This window comes from Brachybacterium sp. J153 (assembly GCF_036311905.1).
GTDB lineage: Bacteria > Actinomycetota > Actinomycetes > Actinomycetales > Dermabacteraceae > Brachybacterium.
Map to the genome: position 1 here is coordinate 42,039 of NZ_JAZDCH010000024.1, position 22,686 is coordinate 64,724.

At 72.8% G+C, this 22,686-nt stretch carries 20 protein-coding genes; 8 read left to right on the forward strand and 12 right to left on the reverse strand.

Annotation, left to right across the window (positions count from 1 at the left end; all coding sequences use genetic code 11):
* Positions 1-252 precede the first annotated feature (252 nt).
* Positions 253-1,899, forward strand: coding sequence for an inorganic phosphate transporter (locus V1258_RS11340; RefSeq protein ID WP_329749787.1), 1,647 nt, complete (start codon positions 253-255; stop codon positions 1,897-1,899).
* 40 nt (positions 1,900-1,939) lie between these two features.
* Here the strand turns inward: V1258_RS11340 and V1258_RS11345 are convergent, their stop codons facing one another.
* The 6 genes from V1258_RS11345 to groES form a co-directional block, all read right to left on the reverse strand.
* The gene (locus V1258_RS11345) at positions 1,940-3,217 is read right to left on the reverse strand and encodes a threonine/serine ThrE exporter family protein (protein ID WP_329749788.1); all 1,278 of its coding nucleotides are present in this window, start codon (positions 3,215-3,217) and stop codon (positions 1,940-1,942) included.
* A gap of 35 nt (positions 3,218-3,252) precedes the next feature.
* Entirely contained in the window at positions 3,253-4,041 is a 789-nt protein-coding gene (locus V1258_RS11350; RefSeq protein ID WP_329749789.1) for a hypothetical protein, read from the reverse strand.
* Positions 4,038-5,030, reverse strand: a complete 993-nt coding sequence (locus V1258_RS11355) for a pseudouridine synthase (protein WP_329749790.1) — start codon at positions 5,028-5,030, stop codon at positions 4,038-4,040. Before V1258_RS11355 ends, V1258_RS11350 begins: the two co-directional genes overlap by 4 nt.
* A complete protein-coding gene (locus V1258_RS11360; RefSeq protein WP_329749791.1) occupies positions 5,027-5,725 on the reverse strand; it encodes a hypothetical protein in 699 nt (232 codons plus the stop codon). Before V1258_RS11360 ends, V1258_RS11355 begins: the two co-directional genes overlap by 4 nt.
* Before the next feature lie 238 nt (positions 5,726-5,963).
* Complete coding sequence (gene groL / locus V1258_RS11365) at positions 5,964-7,550, reverse strand: chaperonin GroEL (RefSeq protein WP_329749792.1); 1,587 nt, start codon at positions 7,548-7,550, stop codon at positions 5,964-5,966.
* Positions 7,551-7,564: 14 nt separating this feature from the next.
* Positions 7,565-7,861 (reverse strand): co-chaperone GroES, encoded by a 297-nt coding sequence (groES, locus tag V1258_RS11370; RefSeq protein ID WP_329747193.1) that lies wholly within the window; start codon positions 7,859-7,861, stop codon positions 7,565-7,567.
* Between the two features lie 428 nt (positions 7,862-8,289).
* On the opposite strand from groES, the gene V1258_RS11375 reads away from it, so the two are divergent.
* Positions 8,290-8,472, forward strand: coding sequence for a hypothetical protein (locus V1258_RS11375; RefSeq protein WP_329749793.1), 183 nt, complete (start codon positions 8,290-8,292; stop codon positions 8,470-8,472).
* 24 nt (positions 8,473-8,496) lie between these two features.
* Here V1258_RS11375 and V1258_RS11380 read toward each other — a convergent pair whose 3' ends face one another.
* Genes V1258_RS11380 through V1258_RS11400 form a run of 5 tightly spaced genes read right to left on the reverse strand, consistent with a single transcriptional unit; the run spans position 8,497 to position 13,707 of the window.
* Entirely contained in the window at positions 8,497-9,966 is a 1,470-nt protein-coding gene (locus V1258_RS11380) for a hypothetical protein (RefSeq protein ID WP_329749794.1), read from the reverse strand.
* Positions 9,967-10,015: 49 nt separating this feature from the next.
* The gene (locus V1258_RS11385; RefSeq protein ID WP_329749795.1) at positions 10,016-10,870 is read right to left on the reverse strand and encodes a metallophosphoesterase family protein; all 855 of its coding nucleotides are present in this window, start codon (positions 10,868-10,870) and stop codon (positions 10,016-10,018) included.
* 55 nt (positions 10,871-10,925) lie between these two features.
* A complete protein-coding gene (locus V1258_RS11390) occupies positions 10,926-11,957 on the reverse strand; it encodes a molybdenum cofactor biosynthesis protein MoaE (protein WP_329749796.1) in 1,032 nt (343 codons plus the stop codon).
* Complete coding sequence (moaC, locus tag V1258_RS11395; RefSeq protein WP_329749797.1) at positions 11,954-12,439, reverse strand: cyclic pyranopterin monophosphate synthase MoaC; 486 nt, start codon at positions 12,437-12,439, stop codon at positions 11,954-11,956. Before moaC ends, V1258_RS11390 begins: the two co-directional genes overlap by 4 nt.
* Positions 12,436-13,707: a molybdopterin molybdotransferase MoeA gene (locus V1258_RS11400; protein ID WP_329749798.1), complete on the reverse strand. Its 1,272-nt coding sequence runs from the start codon at positions 13,705-13,707 to the stop codon at positions 12,436-12,438. Before V1258_RS11400 ends, moaC begins: the two co-directional genes overlap by 4 nt.
* A gap of 121 nt (positions 13,708-13,828) precedes the next feature.
* Between V1258_RS11400 and moaA the strand changes: the two genes are divergently transcribed.
* Positions 13,829-14,962: a GTP 3',8-cyclase MoaA gene (gene moaA, locus V1258_RS11405; RefSeq protein WP_329749799.1), complete on the forward strand. Its 1,134-nt coding sequence runs from the start codon at positions 13,829-13,831 to the stop codon at positions 14,960-14,962.
* Between the two features lies 1 nt (position 14,963).
* On the forward strand, positions 14,964-15,221 hold the full coding sequence (locus V1258_RS11410) for a MoaD/ThiS family protein (RefSeq protein ID WP_329749800.1): 258 nt from the start codon (positions 14,964-14,966) through the stop codon (positions 15,219-15,221).
* 3 nt (positions 15,222-15,224) lie between these two features.
* On the opposite strand, the gene V1258_RS11415 is transcribed toward V1258_RS11410, so the two are convergent.
* A complete protein-coding gene (locus tag V1258_RS11415; protein WP_329749801.1) occupies positions 15,225-16,433 on the reverse strand; it encodes a ThiF family adenylyltransferase in 1,209 nt (402 codons plus the stop codon).
* 290 nt (positions 16,434-16,723) lie between these two features.
* Between V1258_RS11415 and V1258_RS11420 the strand changes: the two genes are divergently transcribed.
* The 4 genes from V1258_RS11420 to V1258_RS11435 are packed head-to-tail and all read left to right on the forward strand — an operon-like array spanning position 16,724 to position 22,582.
* Positions 16,724-17,755: an ABC transporter permease gene (locus tag V1258_RS11420; RefSeq protein ID WP_329749802.1), complete on the forward strand. Its 1,032-nt coding sequence runs from the start codon at positions 16,724-16,726 to the stop codon at positions 17,753-17,755.
* 4 nt (positions 17,756-17,759) lie between these two features.
* A complete protein-coding gene (locus tag V1258_RS11425; RefSeq protein WP_329749803.1) occupies positions 17,760-18,743 on the forward strand; it encodes an ABC transporter permease in 984 nt (327 codons plus the stop codon).
* On the forward strand, positions 18,736-20,835 hold the full coding sequence (locus V1258_RS11430; protein ID WP_329749804.1) for an ABC transporter ATP-binding protein: 2,100 nt from the start codon (positions 18,736-18,738) through the stop codon (positions 20,833-20,835). Before V1258_RS11425 ends, V1258_RS11430 begins: the two co-directional genes overlap by 8 nt.
* A gap of 31 nt (positions 20,836-20,866) precedes the next feature.
* The gene (locus V1258_RS11435) at positions 20,867-22,582 is read left to right on the forward strand and encodes an ABC transporter family substrate-binding protein (RefSeq protein WP_329749805.1); all 1,716 of its coding nucleotides are present in this window, start codon (positions 20,867-20,869) and stop codon (positions 22,580-22,582) included.
* The last annotated feature ends 104 nt before the right edge of the window (positions 22,583-22,686 follow it).

Sequence of the window (22,686 nt, forward strand, 5' to 3'; positions counted from 1 at the left end):
GGTAGCCGCGCAGGGCGAGGGGGTGCAGTGTCGCTCGCCACGTCCTCCCGCCCGCTCCGAATCCCGCCTGACCTGCCTGGACGCCCTGACGGGCCGCGATATCCATGCACGCCGCGGACGGAACGAGCCGAGGATCACGTCGCCGCGCGGGCCGCGACGCCGAGGCTGTCGTTCATCTGTCGTTCACACCCCCGTCATCTTGGGCCTAGAGTGGCCGCGGCCCCCGATCCTCCTCACCCCCGGGACACGCAGATGCCAGGCATCCCCTCGCAGACCTCCGCCGAGACGCCCGTCGCCACGGGCCTGCTGGGCCCCGATCGCACCTGGCATCTCGGCGCCGGTCTGATGACCGTCGCGACCGTCGTGGCCTTCACGATCTGGTCCTTCCTCCATGCCGGGCGCGACGTCAACGCCTTCCTCCTGATCCTCGCGATCGCCTTCGGGCTGTTCATGGCGTTCAACATCGGCGGCAACGACGTGGCGAACTCCTTCGGCACGAGCGTGGGTGCCGGCACGCTGACGATGAAGCAGGCGCTCGTGGTCGCGGCGGTCTTCGAGGTCTCCGGCGCGGTGATCGCCGGCGGCTCCGTGACCGAGACCGTCCGCAGCGGGATCGTGGACCTCGACGGCCTGACCGTCGACCCGCTGGGCTTCGCGCTGATCATGATGTCGGCCCTGCTGGGCGCGGCGGTGTGGCTGCTGCTGGCCACCAGGATGGGCTGGCCGGTCTCCACCACCCACGCGATCATCGGCGGCATCGTCGGCGCGGCGGTCACCACCGGCCTGGTCACCGGCACCGGCGGCCTCGCGATGGTGCAGTGGGGAGAGATCGGCAAGATCGCCGTCTCCTGGGTGCTCTCCCCGCTGCTGGGCGGCATCGCCTCCTTCCTCCTGTTCGGGGCGATCAAGCGGCGGATCCTCGCCCCGGCCGCCCGGGCGATCGCGCTCGGCTCCCGCGGCTACGACGACGCGGAGGACGACGAGGACGACGACGAGAACGACGAGTCCGAGGACGGCGAGCAGCACCACATGCCCGTCACCGAACGGATGACCGAGCTGCAGCAGTCGGCCTTCGCGGAGTCCGCGGCGCTCGACCTCACCCCGGGCGGCCCCGGCGCGGAGCTCGTCGCGAGCGCCGCGTCCCTGTCCAAGAAGGAGCGCAAGGCAGCCCGCAAGGTGGAGCGCCGCGCCGCCTACCACGCCCTCGAGAAGCGGGTCCCGCCGCTGGCCGCCGCCGCGGCCGTGCTGCTCTCCGCGATGCTGGTGTTCAAGGGCCTGGACAACCTGGGCCTGCAGATCCCGCTGGCCGGCGGCCTCCTCGCGCTGGCGATGATCGCGCTCGGCGTGTGGATGGCGACGACGATCTTCGCCCGGGCGCTGAAGAAGCAGTCGATCTCCCGCGCCACCTTCATCATGTTCAGCTGGATGCAGGTGTTCACCGCCTGCGCCTTCGCCTTCTCGCACGGCGCCAACGACATCGCCAACGCGATCGGGCCGTTCGCGGCCGTGCTGGACGTGCTGCGCACCGGGGCGATCTCCCAGGAGGCGGCGGTGCCCACGGCGGCGCTCGTCGCCTTCGGCATCGCGCTCGTGTCGGGCCTGTGGTTCGTGGGCCGCAAGGTGATCCACACCGTCGGATCGGGCCTGACGGCCATGCACCCCTCCTCCGGCTTCGCGGCCGAGCTCGCGGCGGCGACGATCGTGCTGCTCGCCTCGGTGCTGGGCCTGCCGGTCTCCTCGACGCACATCCTCATCGGCGCGGTGCTCGGGGTCGGCGTCGTGAACCATGCCGCGAACTGGAGGCTCATGCGCCCCATCGCGCTCGCCTGGATCATCACCCTGCCGGCCGCGGCGGGGATCGGCGCGGTCGTGGTGCTGGTGCTGCGCGCGATCTTCTGACCCCTGGGGCGGCGTTCACCCGGAGCGCCGCGGTACCCGCTCACCGCGGCTGCTCGACCCTCCGCCAGGCCGGGGACGTCGCGAGGTGGGCGAGCGCGAGCCCGAAGGCGGCGCCGATGATCGTCTGCAGCGCGTCGAGGGTGAGCGTCGCGGCCGCCGCGGCCTGGCCCGCGTTGACGAGCGTGAACGCGGAGTACATCGCGTAGCCGGGGACCATGATCACGACGGCCGGCACCGAGATCGCGGTGCGCGGCACGTGGCGGGTGCGGGCGACGGCGTAGGCGAGCAGGCCCACCAGCACGGTCGCCGCGAGGGTCGCCACCTGGATCGGCACGCCGGCTTCGGTGAGCAGGAAGCGGCCGGAGTTCGCGAGCAGCGACACCGCCGCGGCGGTGAGCGCGATCAGCCACGGCGAGTTGAAGATCAGGGCGAAGCCGAGCACGCCCACGAAGGTCGCCGCGGCGCGCACCGCGAGCAGCACGGGCGGGGAGAGGCCGAGCGGTTCCGCGACGACCGGCTCGACGCCCACGGCGAGGCTCACGGTCCACGCGGCGGAGGCGGCGGCGAGGATGATCAGCGCCGCGTAGGTGAGGCGCTGCAGCCCGGCGGAGTAATCGGCGCGCACGAGGTCCAGCAGGCCGGTGATCATCGGGAAGCCGGGCACGAGGAAGAGCACGGCGGCGAGATGGCCGCCCATGAGGTCTCCCGTCGCCCAGCCCGCGGCACCCGCCCCGCCGACGGCCAGCAGGTAGCAGCAGGCGGCGACGACGGCGCCGATCACGGTGGTCAGCAGGTGGTTCCAGGCGCGCAGCTGGGCGGTGCGGCGCGCCGCCTGGCCCACGGTCGCGGCGATCCCGGCGGCCACGGCCTCGAGGGGGCCGGCCTGGTTCAGGACGGCGAAGGCGGCGCAGGCGAAGCCGGCGGCGAGCGCGTTCGTGACTCGGCCGTGCAGGGGGCCGCGGGCGCGGAGAGCGGCGAGGGCCGCGTGCACCTCGGCGGCGGTGGTGCCGTCGTCGGGGAGCGCCTCGACGAAGCGCTGGGTGCGGTGGAGGCGGTCGACGTCGACGCCCACGTGGCGGGGCTGGGTGAGCCGGGTGCGGTAGCGGCCGTGGAGCGTCGCGGTCGCCGTGATGTCGGTGTAGGTGACGATCGCGGTGAACGAGTCGAGGCCGAGCGCCCGGGCCGTGCGGCTCATCGCCCAGCGCACCCGGTAGGACGCCATCCCGGCGGAGAGCAGCTCGGCGCCGACGGCGGCTGCCGCCTCGGAGCGCACCGTGAGCGAGTCGGGCATCCCGATCGGGCTGGTCGTGGTGGGCACGGGCTCGCGCCGCGGCGGGCGCCCCTCCTCCTCCGTCACGGCGTCGGGTCCCCCTCCCGCGGCTCCTCCTTGCCGCCGAGCACGCGCCGCACCCGGTCGAACTCGGCCTGGAAGGCCGCCTCGTCGTGCGTGTACTCGGGGCGCCACGGCATACCGAGCCGCTCCGCGAGCTCCTGGTGCGCGCGGGCGCGGCGGTCCTGCCGACGGGCGGCGAGCAGCTCCCGGCGCGGCGGCGCGGGCCGCAGCCCGGCCGCGGCCTGCAGGGCGCGCAGCCCGTCGAACGACGCCTCGTCCCAGCCGATCTCGGGGATGATCCAGTCCGTCACGTCGCCGTCGCCCCCGCCGCGCGCGACACCCCCGGCGGACCGCACGCCGATCACCGCGAGGCTGCCCCGCTCGGGCTCCCCCACGGCGTGCACGACGTCCGCGAGGGCGGCGCGGCCGGACGTGCGCAGCCCCCGTCGCAGCACGAGCGTGCCCGCCGCCTCGTCGAGCAGCACGAGGCGGTGCGTGAGCAGCACCGGCACGAGAGCCCACAGTGCGAACATCGCCCAGAGCAGCAGGCCGCCCAGCAGCAACTGCACCCCCGCGGGGTCGAGGGCCGCCTCGAGCACGCCGTCGTGCCCAGCGGCGAGCCGGCTCCGGCGCAGCTGCTGGATCGCGACGCCGCCGAAGGGAGAGAGCACGGCGGCGAGGAGCGGCAGCCCCCACAGCGCGAGCGGCAGGTAGCGGGAGCGGATCGACGGCCCCACGAGCACCGCCCCGCCGCGGGTGCGCCGCGGGACTGGGGGCGCGGCGTCGACGGGGGCGGAGGGGCTGGTCACGAGGTCAGCGTACGTCGGCTGCGGATGCGGCGCGCCGCCCCGGTGACGGGATCGGTGAACGCCAGCTCGCGGGCCAGCAGCTGCAGCGGCTCGGCGGGCTCGGGGCGGGGCGAGGGGTAGAGGTCGTCGCCGCGGATCGGGGCGCCGCGGAGCGAGAGCTGGGCACGCAGCTGGTGCGTGCGGCCGGTGCGGGGGCGGAGGCGCAGCAGCAGCGAGGAGTCGGCGTCGGCCGTCAGCACCTCGAGCTCGGTGAGGGCGTTGGGCTCCCCTGCCTCGCGCCGCGTCGTCAGCTCGCCGCGGGGCTTGACGAGTCGGTCGCGGAGCTCGGCCCGCTCCCCCGGCTCCCGCGGGATCGTCGCGCCGGGTCCCGGGTCGACGCGGGCGAGGTACTCCTTGTCGACCTCGCCGCGCGCGAACAGCTGCTGGTAGACGGAGCGCTCGGCGGGCACGATCCCGAAGGCGAGCACCCCGGCGGTGCGCCGGTCGAGGCGGTGCAGCGGCACGAGGGTCGCGACGCCCGTCTCCCGTCGCAGCCGCACGAGGGCGCTCCCGAGCACATGGGCACCGCGGGGCATGGTCGCCATGCCGTGGGGCTTGTCGAGGACGATCAGGTGCTCGTCGGCATGGAGGATGTCGAGCGCGACCTCGGGCACCTCCTCGGCCCGCAGCTCGCGATGGAACCACAGCCGGTCGCCGGGGCCCACGGGGGTGTCCGCCGTGAGCGCCCGCCCGTCGGCGTCGACGATCTCCCCGGCGGCGAAGCGGTCCCGCAGCGGCGTCGCCGCGGGGTCGGCGAGTGCGGGGAAGCGGGCCAGCAACGCCTCGAGCGCGGCGCCGGTGGTGGCCCCCGGGGGGAGGGTCCAGCCGACGGGGTCGAGCCCGTGCCGCTGCGGCAGGGGCGCCGGCCGACGCCGTGCGGTGCGCCTCGCGGCCCGGCCCGGGCGCTCGGCGGGGCCGCGGCCCCCTGCCGCGGCGGGGCTGCCGCTCACAGCCCCCACACGGCGAAGGTCAGGACGTTGTGGCCGATGTAGAAAACTGCGAGGCACAGCGCCACCAGGGTGGGATGACGGTCGACGACGCCGAGCGCCCGCGGGGCCTGCCGGCGCAGCTCCGCGGGACTGATGGCGTCGATCCGGTCGATGCGCACCCCGGCCGCCGCGGCGTGGCGCAGGCACGCCTCCTGTGCGCGCGGCCCGAAGAACCGGTTGGAGACGGCGACGAGGCGGTGGCCCTCGGCGTCCAGCAGGTACACCCCGTCATAGGCGGTCTCCGAGAGGTCGAGCCCCTCATCGGAACCCGCCCCCCGCTCGATGGCGCGCACGGCCAGCACCCCGCCCACCTCGTCCCAGCGGGCGCTGCGCGTGCGGCGGGCGAGGCCGCGGAGCGTGAAGCCGTCGGAGTCCACCTGGAGCCAGGCGGTCAGAACGCGCAGCACCCCCACCACGGAGGCGATCACCACCAGGGCCCACAGGAGCAGCGGCAGCTGGAAGAGGAAGGAGTCGCGCAGCGCGGGGACGGTCCACAGCCGCTGCCCCACGAAGCTGATGATCACGAGGAACTCGAGCACGATCACGAACACCAGCGCGACCCCGAGGGTGCCGAACACCACCGGGGCGGGCGGCCCGAAGGTGCGGGTGGGGCGGTCGTCGTCCGGGAGCGGAGTGGCGTCCGTGCTGCTGGTCACCACTCCTCCTGAGGCGGCTCGATCCGGTGGGACAGCGTCATCCTAGGCCGAGCCGCCCCCTCGCGAGCACCACCGGCAGCCCGCGGACATCCCCGGCCTCCCGGTCGCGGCGGGATGTGTCCTGTCTCCGTCGTCCCCGTCGTCTCCGGACACGACGACGGGCGGGCCTCCCGGTCTCCCGGATGGCCCGCCCGTCGGCGGTCTGTCCCGCGATGATCACGCGAGGATCAGACGAGGATCAGGACTCGTCCTCGTCCTTCTTCTCGATCACGAGGGTCTCGGTGGTGAGCACCAGACCGGCGATCGAGGCGGCGTTGCGCAGCGCGGACCGGGTGACCTTGACCGGATCGATGATGCCGGCGGCCACGAGGTCGACGTACTCGCCGGTCGCGGCGTCCAGGCCGAATCCGGCCTGGGCCTCCTTGACCTTCTCGACGACGACGTAGCCCTCGAGGCCCGCGTTCTCGGCGATCCAGCGCAGCGGCTCGACCACGGCGACGGCGACGGCGCGGGCGCCGACGGCCTCGTCACCGGTGAGGCCGAGATCCTCGGAGAGAACGGCGGAGGCCTGGACGATGGCGCTGCCGCCACCGGCCACGATGCCCTCCTCGATGGCAGCGCGGGTCGCGGAGACCGCGTCCTCGATGCGCATCTTCTTCTCCTTGAGCTCCACCTCGGTGTGCGCACCGACCTTGATGACGGACACGCCGCCGGCCAGCTTCGCGAGGCGCTCCTGGAGCTTCTCGCGATCCCAGTCGGAGTCGGTGTTCGCGATCTCGGCACGGATCTGCGCGACGCGGTCGGCCACGGCCTGCTCGTCACCCGCCCCGCCCACGATGGTGGTCGAGTCCTTGGTGACGACCACGCGACCGGCGTGGCCGAGCACCTCGGTGCCGACGGTCTTGAGGTCGAGGCCGAGGTCGGAGGTGACGACCTGGGCGCCGGTGAGCACCGCGATGTCCTGGAGCATCGCCTTGCGACGGTCGCCGAAGGCCGGGGCCTTGACGGCCGCACCCTTGAAGGCGCCGCGGATCTTGTTGACGACCAGCGTGGACAGGGCCTCGCCGTCGACGTCCTCGGCGATCACGAACAGCGGCTTGCCGCCCTCGACGACCTTCTCCAGCAGCGGCAGGATGTCGGCCACGGCCGAGATCTTGCCCTGGTGCAGCAGCACCTGGGCGTCCTCGAGCACGACCTCCTGGCGGTCCGCGTCGGTGACGAAGTGCGGGGAGATGAAGCCCTTGTCGAACTGCATGCCCTCGGTGAAGTCCAGCTCCATCGCGGTGGTGGAGGACTCCTCGACGGTGATCACGCCGTCCTTGCCGACCTTGTCGAACGCCTCGGCGAGCAGCTCGCCGATCTCGCGGTCCTGGGAGGACACCGCGGCGACGTTCGCGATCTGCGCCTTGCCGTCCACCGGGGTGGCCAGCTCGCCGAGCTTCTCCGAGACGGCGTCGACGGCCTTCTCGATGCCGCGCTTGAGCGCGGAGGGAGCGGCGCCGGAGGCGACGTTGCGCAGGCCCTCGTGGACCAGCGCCTGGGCGAGGACGGTCGCGGTGGTGGTGCCGTCACCGGCGACGTCGTTGGTCTTGGTGGACACCTCCTTCGCGAGCTGCGCGCCGAGGTTCTCATACGGATCCTCGAGCTCGATCTCGCGAGCGATGGTCACGCCGTCGTTGGTGATGGTGGGGGCGCCCCACTTCTTGTCGAGGACGACGTTGCGGCCCTTGGGGCCGAGCGTCACCTTGACGGTGTTGGCGAGCTTGTCCACGCCGCGCTCGAGGGCGCGACGCGCGTCCTCGTTGTACAGAATCTCCTTGGCCATAGGGATGCTCTCGCTCAGTTCTCGATGATCGCGAGGATGTCGCGAGCGCCGAGGACGAGGTACTCCTCGTTGCCGTACTTGAGCTCGGTGCCGCCGTACTTGGAGAACACGACCTTGTCGCCGACCTTCACATCCATGGGGATGCGGTCGCCCTTGTCGTCGAAACGACCGGCGCCGACGGCGACGACCTCGCCCTCCTGGGGCTTCTCCTTCGCGGTGTCCGGGATGACCAGGCCGGAGGCGGTGGTCTGCTCGGCCTCGAGCGGCTTGACGACGACGCGATCCTCGAGGGGCTTGATGGAGACCGACATGCGGCTCACTCCTTCATGAAGAGTTGACTCTGATGAGTTCGGGGAACCAGGGAGCGCGGATCCCGGTCGTCGTCGCGGTGCCGAACGGGGCGTTCCCTGACTGGCAGCCTCTGGCACTCTCGGCTGTCGACTGCCAACGACGACCACTTTAGGACCGAGCTGGCACTCATGCAAGACGAGTGCTAACACCTGGTCCCGACCCGTCGCCGTCGCCCCGGACACCGGGTCCTCGCCTCGCCCCACCGTCGCCCGCGGCCGCTCGGGAGAGCCCCAGGTCACACCCTTTTTGTGAACCTGGCAACTGGGGAACCTCGGTCCCGTGACCGCCGGTCCCCGGCGCGGTAGAACGGACTCAGAGAACCTGCCGGCGCACCTGCGATCCAGGGCCCGGCCGATCACCCCGCTCCGACTCGAAGGATCTGCCGATCATGACTCTGCTCCGCTCCCTCCGCGACTCCCTCCACCGCTTCTCCCGCGGCGCCGACCGCATGCAGGGGCAGGACGTCGAGCGCCCCGATCTGGTCCCGGGCCGTCGGGTCGGCGGGAACTTCGCCGCGCTCACCAAGGCGCATTCGAACCAGGGCGTGACCACCCTGGGCATGAACCGCTGACGCGCCCCGCACCGCGGACGCACCTCAGGGGCTGAGTCCCGCCCGTCGTCGCAGGCGGCGCTGCCCGAGGTGGCCGAGGATCATCCCCAGCACCGCGGCGGCGATCACCCCGATGATCAGCACGACCCCGGGGTCGAGGGCGCCGACAGCTCCGTCGATGCCGATCTCGAGCGCCAGCAGCGCATCCCCGTGCTCCCGGCGGTACCACTCGCTGCCCCGCAGCGGCGAGGTGGGCAGCAGCGCCCACACCCCCAGGCAACTGACGAGCAGCAGCAGATCGCCGAGGCCGCCGACGACGCGCAGCACGTCGGCGCGGAGCCGACCGGTCGGGCTCTCATGCATCGCGAGCGGGTCCCGCCCGAGCTGCGCCGGTCCGGCGAGCGCGCCGACCACCACGAGGGCGAGCAGCAGGGCCGTCGCCTGGGCCGCCCCGATCCGTGGGATGCCGAGCTCCCGGAGACTGTCGGGCTGAGTGCCCAGGACCCATACCTGCACCCAGGTGGCGGCGACGATCAGCATCGCCGCTCCCTGTGCCGAGAGGCGCATCGCGGTGCGCCGCACGGCGAGACGGCCCAGCTCCCGGCGGCTCGCCTCCCGCGCCGTCCGTTCGCGGCGGTCGGCCGCGGCCCGGGCCCGTATCGCCGCCGCCTCCTCGTCCGAGGGCGGCTCGGGGCGCTCGGCGGGATCGATCCAGCCGGCGCGCAGGTCGGCGAGGACCCGGGCGAGCAGGGGCGCGAGCACGAGCCGGGAGCGGAGCACCGAGACCGGGATCAGCCGCTCACGGGTCGGCGCCGGCAGATCCTGCAGGATCCCGACGATCCGCTGCACCTCGCCGGGGCGCGGTGCCCGGGGAGCCACCTCGAGCCCGCTCATCAGGTCCAGCTGCTCGATCTCCCGGGCCGCCTCCTCGAGGCGCGGCATCATCACCGGGTAGCCGGCGCGGCCCAGCGCCGGGAGGTCGAGCGCGGCGAGCCGCCTCCGCAGCTCCCGGATCAGCTCCTGCACGGCCGCCGGGTCCGCCCCGACGAGCTCGGGGCGCACCCGCCGGCGGCGCAGACCCTCGAGCGTCTGCTCGGCGAGGTCGAGGACCACCGCGGCGCCGTCCTCGATCCAGCGGGCGAGGGTGGTCGCGGGGAGCTGCCGGGCGAGCAGGGCGAGCGTCTCCCCGTCGGTCGCATCGGCGGGGAGGCCGACGGGGAGGCTCGGCATCGCCTCCCCTTCGGCGAGGCCGTCGAGGTCCTCGAGGGTCCGGACGTCCTCGAGGCGGCGCACCTCGACGCCCTGCTCCCGCAGCAGGTCGCGGTACTCCTCGAGGATCCCCTGCAGCACGGTGAGGCGACGCACCGACTCCCGGGGGACATGGAGGGCGATCAGCAGCTCCCCGGCGGCGACCCAGAGGAAGGTCTCGTCGAGCAGGCCGCGCATCCAGCGGGGCACGGGACGGCCCGGGCCGAGGTGCTTCTCGGCCCATCGGTCGATCAGCGGTTCGAGCATGGGGACATCCTGCCCGAGGGACCTCCCCGGCGGGGCCGCGGCGTCCTGCTCAGCGCCCCGCGGCCGCCACGATCGCCGCGACCTGGCCGGCGTCGAAGCGGTACACCGGCACGCCCGGATCACCGAGGGTGTCGCCCGCGCTCGGGAACACCGAGGTGACCACGCGCGGCACCCCCTCGCCGAGCTCGATCAGGCTCGCCCCGGACAGTGCGAGGGACTGCTCGCTCTCCCCCGCCCCGACCGGGTCGACCACGTTGGTCACGCCGGGTGCGACGTGCACCGGGATCCCGCCGATCGTGCCGGTCATCTCGTGGTGGTAGTGGCCGGAGAGCACCATCCGCACATCGCTCCCGGCCAGCACCGCGGCGAGCTCGTCGAGCCCGTCGAGGTCGAGGCCGCGCAGCAGGGTCGTGGCGGCGACGAGAGGCGGGTGGTGCAGGGCGAGGACGGTCCCTCCGGGCGCGGGCTCGGCGAGCACGCCCCGCAGCCAGTCGAGCTGCTCGGGGTCGAGATGGCCGTAGCCGGCGCCGGGCACGCTCGTGTCGAGCACGACCACGCGCGCCCCGCCCTCCAGGGCGACGACGCGGTCCTGGCTCTCGGCCACCCGCTCCCCCGCCGCGATGGTCTCCCCGTACACGGCGGAGACGTCGTGGTTGCCCATGACCACGACGAGCGGTGCGCCGAGCCCGGCCGCGAAGGGGTCGAGGATCTCGTGGAGCAGGCGGTAGCTCGCGGCGGTGCCGTCCTCGGAGGCGTCGCCGGTGTGGACGACGACGTCGACGTCGGCGAGCCCCTCGAGCCGGCCCAGCAGGCCGCGCAGGGCGGCGGCGGTGTCGATCCGCTCGTAGTGGCGGGCCGCGGGATCGCCGTAGAGGTGGGTGTCGGTCAGGTGGAGGATGCGCATGCCGGGAACCGTAGCCGCGCCAGGTGACCGGGAGGTGACGTGGCGGACCTGGGGGTCAGCCGAGAGCGGCCACCCATTCGGTCGTCCCGTCGGTGAAGACCTGGTGCTTCCAGATCGGGACCCGCTGCTTGACGGTGTCGACGAGCTCGTCGCAGGCCGCGAAGGCCTGCTTGCGGTGGGCGGCCGCGACGGCGCACACGAGCGCCGAGTCGCCGATGGCGAGCGGGCCCACGCGGTGCGCGACGGCGATCAGCACGTCCGGGTAGCGCTGGGCGATCTCGCCCGCGACCTCGGCGAGGACCTGCTCCGCCGAGGGGTGGGCGGTGTACTCGAGGCGTGCGACGCCGCGCCCCTCGTCGTGGTCGCGGACCACGCCGTCGAAAGTGACGACGGCGCCGCAGCGGGGATCGGCGACGGCCGCGGCCATGTCCGTGGTCCGGATCTCCCCCTCGCCGACGCTCGCGTGCCGGGTCCGCTCCTCGGCCGGACCCAGTGAAGGATCCGCACTCATCGGCCGGTCCCCTTCCGTGAGCGTGCCGTCCTCGTGCCCGCCGCCGTCGCGCTGCTCGAGCAGGTGGTCCAGCAGCGGGTCGAGCACGGCGATGCCGTCCTTCACCCCGCCGCGGGAGCCGGGCAGGTTGACCACCAGGGTGCGGCCCGCCATGCCCGCGAGTCCGCGGCTGAGCAGGGCGGTCGGTGTCTTCTCGGCGCCGCGCCGGCGTACCGCCTCGAGGACCCCCGGCATCTCGCGGTCGATCAGCGGTGCGGTCTGCTCGGGGGTGACGTCGGTGGGGCTGATCCCGGTGCCGCCGGAGGTGATCACCACGTCGGCGCCGGCGTCGATCGCCGCGGAGAGCGCGCGGCCCACCGCGGGGCCGTCGGGCACGACCTGCCGCTCCACCGGGTCCAGTCCCCGCTCGCGGAGCCAGGTCTCGAGCAGCGGGCCGGTGCGGTCCTCGTAGGTGCCGTCGGCCGCGCGGGTCGAGGCGATGAGCACGAGGCCCCTTCCCCGGAGCAGCGGTGCGGCGCCCGGATCCTCGCGGGCGGTGCAGTCGGCGTCGGTGCGCCGGGCGGGCATCTCCCTCATCGCGGGTCCTCCTCGCGGTGCCAGTCCCCGCTGCGTCCGCCGGACTTGGCGAGCACCCGGATCTCGCCGATCTCGGCGTGGTGGTCGACGGCCTTGATCATGTCGTACAGGGTCAGCGCCGCCGTGCTGACGGCGGTGAGCGCCTCCATCTCGACGCCGGTGACGCCCTTCGTGCGCACCGTCGCGGTGATCTCGACCCGGTCCCCGCGCGGCAGGAGATCCACCTCGATGCCCGTGAGCGGCAGCGGATGGCACAGCGGGATCAGCTCGCTGGTGCGCTTGGCACCCATGATCCCGGCGAGGCGCGCGGTGGCGATCGCCTCGCCCTTGGGCAGGTCGCCGCTCGCGATCCGCGCGACCACGTCGGCGCGGGTGCGGAGCACGGCGGCGGCGGTCGCCTCCCGGGCGGTGACGGGCTTGGCGGTCACGTCGACCATGTGGGCGGATCCGTCGGCCCGCACGTGCGAGAGGTCCTCGGTCATGACTCTCCTCCAGGGATCAGCAGGGTCTCGAGCAGGTCGCCGTCGTGCACCGCGCCGACGCCGACGGGGATCCGCACCAGGGCGTCGGCCGCGGCGTAGCCGCCGAGCAGGTGCGAGGACGCCCCGCCGAGGAGGCGCACCCGTCCCGAGGGCAGCACGCGCGCCCGCCGGTACTGGTCCAGCGCCTCGGGTGAGGCCTCGACCGCGTCCGGACCCTCGAGCTGGAGCGGCAGCTGCAGGCGCCGACGGTCCGGGGCCCCGAGGGCGGGGCGCACGATCAGCTCGCAGCTGAGCAGGGAGGACACGGGATTGCCGGGGAGGGCGAGCCAGGGCACGCGGCGGGGGCCGACCTCGAGGGTGCCGATGCCCTGGGGGCCGCCGGGCTGCAGGGCGAGGGTGGGGAAGGCGAGCACGACGCCCGGGTGCTCGGCCGCGAGGCGCACCACCTCGACGGCACCCTGGCTGACGCCGCCGCTGGTGATCACGAGGTCCGCGTCGTGCGCGGCAACTTGTTCCCGGAGTCGGCCCAGCAGGACCGCGGGGTCGTCGGGCACGGTGCCGACGTGGACCACCTCGGCCCCGGCCTCGGTCAGCGCGGCGGCGATCCCGGGTCCGTTGGCGTCGTGCCGGATGCCCGGTGCGGGCGTGCCGTGGGCGGCGGGGCGCACCTCGGAGCCGGTGGAGAGGACGACGACCCGCACGGGGGCGTGGACCTCGACCTCGCGCAGTCCGCAGGCGGCGAGGTGGGCGATGCGGGCCGGGGTGAGGGGGCGGCCCGCGCGCAGCACGGTGTCCCCGCGGCGGGTGTCCGAGCCGCGGCGCCGCACGAAGCGCCCCGGGGCGACCTCGGCGGGGCGCAGGACCACGCTCGTCGGCGCGGCGCCCTCGACCGCCGCGAACCGTCCCTCCCCGCTCTCCTCGACGGGGATCACGAGGTCCGCGCCGTCGGGCAGGGGCGCCCCGGTCATGATCGGCCGCGCGGTGCCGGGCTCGAGCCGTCCCGGCGCATCGCCGGCGGCGATCATCGGTCCCCGCGGGAGGGTCACCTCCGCGTGCTCGCCCGCGAGGTCCGCGGCGGCCACGGCGTAGCCGTCCATCTGGGAGTCGTCGAGACCGGGCAGATCGACCAGGGAGCGCACGTCCTCGGCGGCGACGCGTCCCACGGCCGCCGCGCCGAGCCCGATCACCTCGGTGCCGCGCACGGCGGCGAGTAGCGCCACGGCGTCGTCCACGTGATCGCGCAACGGGATCCGCCTCCGACCGGCCATCTCGCCCACTCCCTCCGCGGCTCGCCCTTCACGGTGCGCGGCGCGCACTCGTCCAGTATGGCCGTGCCACGGCCTATCCTGGTCGGACGCCGGCACCGTCCGCAGCCCAGGAGGTGAGCGCATGTCGACCCCCGCTTCTGCCGCGGCGCCCCCCCGGGCCTCCCGTCGCGTGTCCCTCGGGATCCCCGTCCCGCGCCGCACCGACGGCCTCGGGGACGCCCTCCCCGACACCTCGGACCGACCGGCCACCCCCGCGCTCGCCGACCGCTTCGGGCGCGCCGCGACGGATCTGCGCCTCTCGCTGACGGACTTCTGCAACCTTCGCTGCACCTACTGCATGCCCGCCTCGGGCCTGACCTTCCTGGGCCGGGACGAGCTGCTGACCCCCGCGGAGATCGTGCGTCTGGTGCGGATCGGCGTCGAGCGACTGGGCATCGAGCAGGTGCGCTTCACGGGCGGGGAGCCCCTGACCCGCCCCGATCTCGAGGAGATCGTCGCCGGGGTCGCGGCGCTCGAGCGCCGCCCTGACATCTCGCTGACCACCAATGCGATCGGCCTGGACCATCGTGCGGCGGGCCTGCGGGAGGCGGGACTGGACCGGATCAACGTATCGCTCGACTCGGTGGTCTCGGAGACCTTCGAGCGCCTGACCCGTCGGCCCCTGCTGCACCGCGTCCTCGCCGGCATCGACGGGGCCCGCGCCGCCGGGCTCGCGCCGATCAAGGTCAACGCCGTACTGCTGCCCGGGGTCAACGACCACGAGCTGCCGGACCTGCTGGACTGGTGCCTCGACCGCGACCTCCAGCTGCGCGTCATCGAGCAAATGCCGCTGGACGCGGATCGGATCTGGGAACGCGACGGGATGATCACGGCCGCGGACGCCCACGCCCTGCTCGCCGGCCGCTTCGCCCTGACCCCCGTCGAGGAGCCGCGCGACGGCGCCCCGGCGGAGCTGTTCGAGGTGTCCGAGCGGGCGACCGGCCGCCCCCGCGGGCGGGTGGGCGTCATCGCCTCGGTGACCCGGCCGTTCTGCGCGGACTGCCGACGGACCCGGCTCACCGCCGAAGGCCGGGTGCGCACCTGCCTGTTCTCGCGCGAGGAGACCGATCTGCGCGGGGCGCTGCGCGGCGGGGCCGACGACGAGGAGATCGCCCGCCGCTGGCGGGCCGCCCACTGGGGGAAGAAGGCCGGGCACGGCATGGACTCCGCCGACTTCCGGCCCCCGGACCGACCCATGAGCGCCATCGGAGGCTGAGATGACCACGCCGATCCCCACCATCGCAGTGCGCCTGTTCGCGGGTGCCGCCGCCGCCTTCGGGGCCGACGCCGCGACGGTCCCCGCCCGCACCCTCGAAGAGCTGGTCGCTGCGCTCACCGCCGACGGCTCCGCCGAGGCGGCACGGGTGATCGGCCGCTCGAGCTTCCTGGTCAACGCCGTCGCCCGACCGGACCTCAGCCATCCCCTCGCCGACGGCGACCGGGTCGACGTGCTGCCGCCCTTCGCCGGCGGCTGAGCGCTACCGAGACGGCTGCTCCGCCTGCTCACCTGGCTCCGCTGGCTCCACCGGCACCTCGCTGCCGCCGAGCCCGGCGAAGCCGCCGGAGAGCGAGCGCGCCGTGATGCCGCGTGCGGCGAGGAAGCGGACGGCGCTCGCCGAACGTCGGCCCGAGGCGCAATAGAGCACCGCGCCGTCGAGGTCCGCGCCGGCCTCGTCGAGCAGCCGCCCGAGCGGCAGGTGCTCGGCGCCCGCGATGCGGCCGACCCCGAGCTCGGTGCTCTCGCGCAGGTCAACCACCCGCACCCCGTCGGCCATCAGGGCCGGGAGCTCGGCGGCGGTGACCTCGGGGACGGCCCTGCTTCCCCCGGACTCCCCGGCCCCGGGCTCCCCAAACCTCCCAGTCCCGGCCTCCGCGACCCCCGGTCCGGGCAGGCCGCAGGTCGCCTCGAGGTCCTCGATCGCGGTGACCGGGGCGCGCTGCGGGTCCCGGGCCAGCGGCAGCTCGTCCCAGCGGGCGCGCAGCGCGTCGTAGAGGGCGAGGCGTCCCAGCAGCGGCTCCCCGATCCCGGTGAGGACCTTGACCGCCTCCATCGCCATGGTCGCGCCGATGGTCCCGCAGAGCATGCCGAGCACGCCCGCCTCGGCGCAGCTGGGCACCTCCCCCGGTCGCGGCGGCACGGGGTGGACGTCGCGGTAGGTGACGCCCCGGCCGCCCTCACCCCAGAAGACGCTGACCTGGCCCGAGAAGGCGAGGATCGACCCCCACACGAGGGGGAGGTCGAGGATCTCGCAGGCGTCGGAGACGAGATAGCGGGTGGGGAAGTTGTCGCTGCCGTCGAGGACGAGATCGTGGCCCCCGAGCTGCTCGAGGGCGTTCTGCGGGGTGACGGCGGAGGTCACCGGCCGCACCGCCACCTCGGGGTTGAGCGCGGCGAGGCGCTCGGCGGCGACGAGGGCCTTCGGCCGGCCCACGTCGGCCGCCGTGAACAGCACCTGCCGGTGCAGGTTCGTGAGCTCGACGACGTCGGGGTCGAACACCGTGATCCGGCCGATCCCGGCGGCCGCGAGATAGGTGAGGATCGGTGCCCCGAGCCCGCCGGCGCCGATCACCGCGACCCGCGCGGTGCCGAGCCGGGCCTGCCCCGCGGACCCGAGCTCCGGCAGCCGGATCTGCCGGGTGTAGCGCTCGCCCCCGACCCCGTCTCCCGCGTCGCTGACTCCGTGCACATCCGGCCCTGTCCGTCCACCGCTTTCCACCATGTGAGGTAGTCTCCCGCACGGCAGCCCGGTGACGTGCTGCATAACGATTCGGACATGGTCCGTCACTCCGGGCGGTGAGGCCCTGTGGCCTGGCCTACAGTTCGAGGAACTTACTCGCCGGTCCGCAGTGCCGCGGACCCGCACCGACCACGTGAGGACATCTTCGTGACGCAGTACCACCGCGCATCCGCGCGCCGCAGGCAGGACACCCCGTCCGCCCGTGGCCGTGCGATCGCCCCGATCACAGGCGGGTCCCGATGACCCTGTATGTGATCCGGCGCTTCCTCAATTACCTGATCCTCACGTGCGTGGCGACGACCTTCGCGTATGTCGCGGCGTCGACCTTCCTGAACCCCGCGAAGAAGTACCAGGGCCGCAACCCTCCGGTGCCCGAGGACTCGATCGCGAACCTCATGCGCGGCTACGGCGTCTACCACGGGGACCCCGTGGCGCTGCGCACCTGGAACTGGATCCAGAACATCTTCACCGCCCCGTTCGAGCAGAAGCTCGGTATGGCGCTGACGAACAACTGGGTCATCACCGACATGCTCGGCACGCCGGACAATGCGCTGAACCCCTTCGACATCGCGTGGCTCGGCCGCTCCGGGATCAGCCTGCGCCTGCTGCTGATCGGCGCGCTGCTCGGGGCGCTGCTGGGCGTGATCCTCGGCGTGTGGGGCGCGGTCCGCCAGTACAAGGCCTCGGACCAGATCATCTCCTACGCCTCGTTCATCCTCTTCTCGACCCCCACCTTCGTGGTTGGCCTGATGCTGATGATCCTCGCGACCGAGTTCAACCGCCTCGTCGGCCACCAGGTGCTGAGATTCTCCGGCGCCTACACCGCCGGCTACGAGGGCTTCGGAGAATTCCTCGACCTGCTCAACCACCTGTTGTTGCCCACGATTGCGCTGATGCTCTTCGGCGCCGCGAGCTACTCCCGGTACATGCGAGCGGTGATGCTCGACGTGCTCGGCTCGGACTTCATCCGCACCGCCCGGGCGAAGGGCGCGACCCGCAACCGCGCGCTGATCAAGCACGGCGTCCGCGTCGCGCTGATCCCGATGTCGACCTACTTCGCCTACCAGTTCGGCACCCTCGTGGCCGGATCGACCTTCCTCGAGATCATCTTCTCGTGGGAGGGGATGGGGAAGTACGGCATCACCGCGGTGCAGACCTCCGACATCAACGCTATGGCCGGCGTCGTCTGCTTCACCTCCGTGCTGGTGCTGTTCAGCTCCACGCTGTCCGAGGTCCTGTACGCCGCCCTCGATCCCCGCGTGAGGATGTGACCCCATGTCGTCCCAGCAGGCGGAAGCCGCCCTGAACCCTCCCGCGGACATCCCGGAGGCAGCTCCGATCGACCCGGATCACGAGCACACCCCGATCTCCCGCACCCGCCTCGTGTGGCTGCGTCTGAAGCGGAAGCCGAACTTCTGGATCGGCGCCGTGGTCATCGGCCTGATCGTGCTGTTCGCCCTGTTCGGGAACCTCCCGAACATCTACTCGTACGCCGACACCGACTCCTTCAACCAGAACTCTGCCCCGTCGGCGCAGCACTGGTTCGGCACCGACCACGTGGGCCGCGACCTCTATGCGGGCATCGTCGAGGGCCTGCGGATGTCGCTGCTGATCGGCTTCATCGCGGCACCGCTCGCGACCCTCCTCGCGGCCCTCCTGGGAGCCCTCGCCGGCTACCTCGGCGGCTGGGTCGAGACGGTGATCACCTGGGTGATCAACCTGTTCCTGGTGCTCCCGGTGTTCTACATCCTGCTGATCCTCTCCCCCGCCATCCAGGCGCCGGAGTCGCTGCCCGGCGAGCTGCGCCAGCTGGCCCTGATGCCCTCGTGGATGCTGATCGTGCTGGCTCTGGCGTGCTTCGGCTGGATGATCATGGCGCAGATCGTCAAGAACCAGACGAAGTCCCTCAAGGAGCGCGAGTTCGTCAAGGCCGCCCGCTACATGGGCGTCGGCACGCTGACGATCCTGGGCCGCCACATCATCCCGAACGTCGCCTCGCTGCTGATCATCGACGCCACCCTCGGCGTCGCGAGCGCGATCCTCGCCGAGACCTCGCTGTCGTTCTTCGGTCTCGGTATCCAGTACCCGCAGGTGTCCCTCGGGGCCCTGCTGCAGAACGGCCAGTCCGGGGTCATCTCCCGCCCCTGGGCCTTCTACTTCCCCTCGTTCTTCCTCGTCGCGCTGCTGACCGCGGTCGCCCTGCTGGGTGACGCCCTGCGCGACGCCATCGATCCCACCAGTGAGGTGAACCGTGGCTGATCCCGTGCTGCGGGTCAAGGACCTGACCGTGACCTTCCCGAGCGCGACCGGCGACGTCCGGGCCGTGCGCGGGGTGAACTACGAAGTGCGCGAGGGCGAGTTCCTCGGCATCGTCGGCGAGTCCGGCTCGGGCAAGTCGGTCTCCTCCCTCGCGGTGATGGGCCTGCTGCCCAGCTCCGCGAAGATCGAGGGGGACATCCAGTACCGCGGCCAGTCGCTGCTGGGGATGTCCGACTCCCAGCTGTCGCGACTGCGCGGCAAGGACATGGCGATGATCTTCCAGGATCCGTTGTCCGCGCTGACCCCCGTCTACACCATCGGCCAGCAGATCGTGGAGGCGCTGACCCTGCACAACCGGGGGATCAGCGCGGCCGCCGCCCACAAGCGCGCGGTCGAGCTGCTGCAGATCGTCGGCATCCCCGGGGCCGAGCGTCGGGCCCGGGCGTTCCCGCACGAGTTCTCCGGCGGTATGCGCCAGCGCGCCATGATCGCGATCGCGATGGCGAACGACCCCACCCTGATCATCGCCGACGAGCCGACCACGGCCCTCGACGTCACCATCCAGGCACAGATCCTCGAGGTGCTGCAGAAAGCGAAGGAGGTCACCGGGGCGGCCGTCGTGCTGATCACCCACGACCTCGGCGTCGTCGCCGGCAACGTGGACCGGGTCGCGGTGATGTACGCGGGCAAGCTGGTGGAGACCGGTCCGGTCGACCAGATCTTCGAGAAGCCGCACATGCCCTACACGATGGGTCTGCTGCGCTCGGTGCCGAACATGCTCCGTGCCGGCAAGGACCGCCTGGTCCCCCTCGAGGGGCGTCCTCCGGTGCTCTCCGAGCTGCCCCCCGGCTGCCCGTTCGCGCCCCGCTGCCCGGCCGCGATCTCCCTGTGCCACGAGCGCGAGCCCGATCTCGTGGAGGATCACGGTGCCTCCCGTCGGGTGGCCTGCCACCGCAGCGACGAGATCGCCGCGGGGACCCTCGCCGCGCCGGACATCTTCCCGCGCCCGGCCTTCGAGCCGCGCCCGCCGCAGGACCACACCGGCCAGGAGCCGGTGGTCCGCGCCGAGGGGCTGGTGCGCCACTTCCCGCTGTACAAGGGATCGGTGTTCCGCCGTGCCGTCGGCACGGTCCGCGCCGTCGACGGGGTCGACTTCGAGATCATGCCCGGGCAGACCCTGGGCCTGGTCGGCGAGTCCGGCTCGGGCAAGTCCACGACGGCGCTGGAGATCATGGAGCTGCTGCGGCCCCAGGCCGGCACCCTCACCGTCGGTGGGAAGGACGTCGGGGCCCTCGGCAAGAAGGAGCGGCTCGCGCTGCGCCGCGACGTGCAGATCGTCTTCCAGGACCCGATGGCGGCGGTCGACCCGCGCCTGCCCGTCGGCGACATCATCGCCGAGCCGCTGACCCTGACCCGCACCCCGAAGGCCGATCGGAACCGCCTGGTGCGGGAGAAGCTCGAGCTGGTGGGCCTGGACCCGCGGATGACCGACCGCTACCCGCACGAGTTCTCCGGCGGCCAGCGCCAGCGCATCGGCGTCGCCCGCGCGCTGATGACCGACCCGAAGCTGCTGGTGCTCGACGAGCCGGTCTCGGCCCTGGACGTGTCGGTGCAGGCGGGCGTGATCAACCTGCTCGCCGATCTGCGCGACCAGCTGGGCCTGTCCTATCTGTTCGTCGCCCATGACCTCGCGATCGTCCGGGAGATCTCGGACCAGGTCGCGGTGATGTACCTCGGGCGCATCGTCGAGTACGGGCCGGTCGAGGAGGTCTTCTCCTCGCCCCGCCACCCGTACACGCGCGCCCTCATGTCGGCGGTGCCCGTGCCCGACCCCAAGGTCGAGCGCGAGCGCAACCAGATCATCCTCAGCGGGGACCTCCCGAGCCCCGCCGAGGAGATCCAGGGATGCTCCTTCGCCTCCCGCTGCCCCCTGCTCCCCCTCCTCGACGCCGACGCCCAGGCCCGGTGCCGCGCCGAGGACCCGACCCCGACCGCCCACGGCGGCTCCCGCGTGGCCTGCCACCACGTGGACTCGATCCGCCGGCTCGACGTCGTCGACGCCGGTTCCACATCCTCCGTCACCAGCGCGTGACGGCACTCCCCATCACGGAAGAGGGAAACCCATGAAGATCACCAGCACCCGCCGTCTGTTCCTGGGCGGCACCGCCGCCGCGGGCACCGCCCTCGCCCTCGCCGCCTGCGGTCAGCAGTCCGCCGAGGAGCAGGCCTCCCAGGCCGCCGAGGAGAACTCAGGAGCCGCCGAGGAGCAGGCCTCCCTGCCCTCGACCGCGTGGGAGCGCGCCGAGTACGACGCGGTCGCCGACGGCGGCACCCTGACCCTCGCCGTCTCGCAGCTGCCCAACAACTGGAACTCCAACCAGACCGACGGCAACCTCGCCGACCTCACCAAGATCCGTGACGCGATGGGCTACGGCCACGCGATCCTGTACTCGGAGTCGGGCGAGAAGACCATGAACCGCGACTACGTCGAGAGCGCGGAGCTGACCAGTGAGGATCCGCAGATCGTCACCGTCAAGTTCAACCCCAGCGCGGTCTGGGAGAACGGCGACCCGATCGTCGTCGCCGACCTCATCGCCGAGTGGAAGTCCCTCAACGCCACCAACGAGGAGTACCTGATCGTCTCCTCCGTGGGCTGGGACCAGATCAAGGAGATCCGTCAGACCGACGACGAGTTCTCCGCGGAGATCGAGTTCTCCTCGCCCTTCGTCGACTGGATCACCGTCGCCTACCCGACCCTGCCCGCCTCCATCTCGGGCGACGTCGCGGCCTTCAACGAGGGCTACACCTCGCAGGCCACCCCGTCCGCCGGTCCCTTCAAGGTCGGCTCGATCGACGCCGCGGGCGGCGTCGTCACCCTGGTGCGCAATGAGCTGTGGTGGGGTCGCGCCCCGAAGCTCGAGACCATCATCTACAAGGTCACCGACCAGTCGCAGGCCCCGGCCGCCTTCGCCAACGGCGAGCTGGACGCCTACGACATCGCCAACGGCGACGAGCTCGCCCAGGCCAAGGGTCGCTCGGATGCGGCGATCCAGGTGACCAACGGTCTGACCTGGACCCACCTGACGATCAACACCCAGGGCGGCGACGGCGCCCTCGCGGACGTGAAGGTGCGCGAGGCGATCGCCCGCGGCATCGACCGCACCGCGATCGGCAACGCCGTCATCGGCCCGCTGGAGGCCCCGATCGTGCTGGTCGACAACTTCGTCTACATGCCCGGTCAGGACGGCTACGAGGACTCCTTCGGCGGCCTGGACTTCGACTCCGAGGGTGCTGCGGCGATCCTCGAGGAGGCCGGCTGGGCCCTCAACGGCGACGTGCGCGAGAAGGACGGCAAGCAGCTGGCCTTCAACATCATCGTCCCCGCGGACACCAAGTCCAACGAGGACCGCGCCGCCCAGGTGGTCTCCAACCTCAACGCGATCGGCTTCAAGGTCGCCGTCGAGACCGTCCCCTCGGACGCGTACTTCGACGAGTACGTGACCCCGAAGAACTTCGACGCGGTGACCTTCTCGTGGGTCGGCAGCCAGTTCCCCGAGTCCTCCTCGGTGAACCTGGTGTACCCGCTCGACTCCGGCCAGAACTTCACCAACTTCGCCGATGACCGCCTCGGCGAGCTGGACGGCCAGATCAAGGGTGCGTTCGAGGATGCCGAGCGCAAGAAGGTCGCCAACGAGATCTCGACCGTCATCGCCGAGTCCTTCGCGATCATCCCGTTCTACGCGACCCCGAACATCGTGGGCGTGAAGACCGGCATCGTGAACTACGGCGCCTCGCAGTTCGAGAACGTCGACTGGACCCAGGTGGGCATGAAGGCCTGATCCCCCGGGATACCGCGCCTGCATTCCCGCAGCGGACGGGCCCGATCGCCGAGAGGCGGTCGGGCCCGTCCGGCGTCCGGGGCGCCTCTGCGTCGCGCGAGGGT

Bases quoted from the DNA above. Each gene is read 5' to 3' on its own strand.
- V1258_RS11410 (WP_329749800.1), top strand. From the start codon at position 14,964: ATGACCACGCCGATCCCCACCATCGCAGTGCGCCTGTTCGCGGGTGCC.
- V1258_RS11340 (WP_329749787.1), top strand. From the start codon at position 253: ATGCCAGGCATCCCCTCGCAGACCTCCGCCGAGACGCCCGTCGCCACG.
- V1258_RS11390 (WP_329749796.1), bottom strand. From the start codon at position 11,957: ATGAGGGAGATGCCCGCCCGGCGCACCGACGCCGACTGCACCGCCCGC.
- V1258_RS11380 (WP_329749794.1), bottom strand. From the start codon at position 9,966: ATGCTCGAACCGCTGATCGACCGATGGGCCGAGAAGCACCTCGGCCCG.
- moaC (WP_329749797.1), bottom strand. From the start codon at position 12,439: ATGACCGAGGACCTCTCGCACGTGCGGGCCGACGGATCCGCCCACATG.
- groL (WP_329749792.1), bottom strand. From the start codon at position 7,550: ATGGCCAAGGAGATTCTGTACAACGAGGACGCGCGTCGCGCCCTCGAG.
- V1258_RS11425 (WP_329749803.1), top strand. From the start codon at position 17,760: ATGTCGTCCCAGCAGGCGGAAGCCGCCCTGAACCCTCCCGCGGACATC.
- groES (WP_329747193.1), bottom strand. From the start codon at position 7,861: ATGTCGGTCTCCATCAAGCCCCTCGAGGATCGCGTCGTCGTCAAGCCG.
- V1258_RS11400 (WP_329749798.1), bottom strand. From the start codon at position 13,707: ATGGCCGGTCGGAGGCGGATCCCGTTGCGCGATCACGTGGACGACGCC.
- moaA (WP_329749799.1), top strand. From the start codon at position 13,829: ATGTCGACCCCCGCTTCTGCCGCGGCGCCCCCCCGGGCCTCCCGTCGC.
- V1258_RS11385 (WP_329749795.1), bottom strand. From the start codon at position 10,870: ATGCGCATCCTCCACCTGACCGACACCCACCTCTACGGCGATCCCGCG.
- V1258_RS11420 (WP_329749802.1), top strand. From the start codon at position 16,724: ATGACCCTGTATGTGATCCGGCGCTTCCTCAATTACCTGATCCTCACG.
- V1258_RS11435 (WP_329749805.1), top strand. From the start codon at position 20,867: ATGAAGATCACCAGCACCCGCCGTCTGTTCCTGGGCGGCACCGCCGCC.
- V1258_RS11375 (WP_329749793.1), top strand. From the start codon at position 8,290: ATGACTCTGCTCCGCTCCCTCCGCGACTCCCTCCACCGCTTCTCCCGC.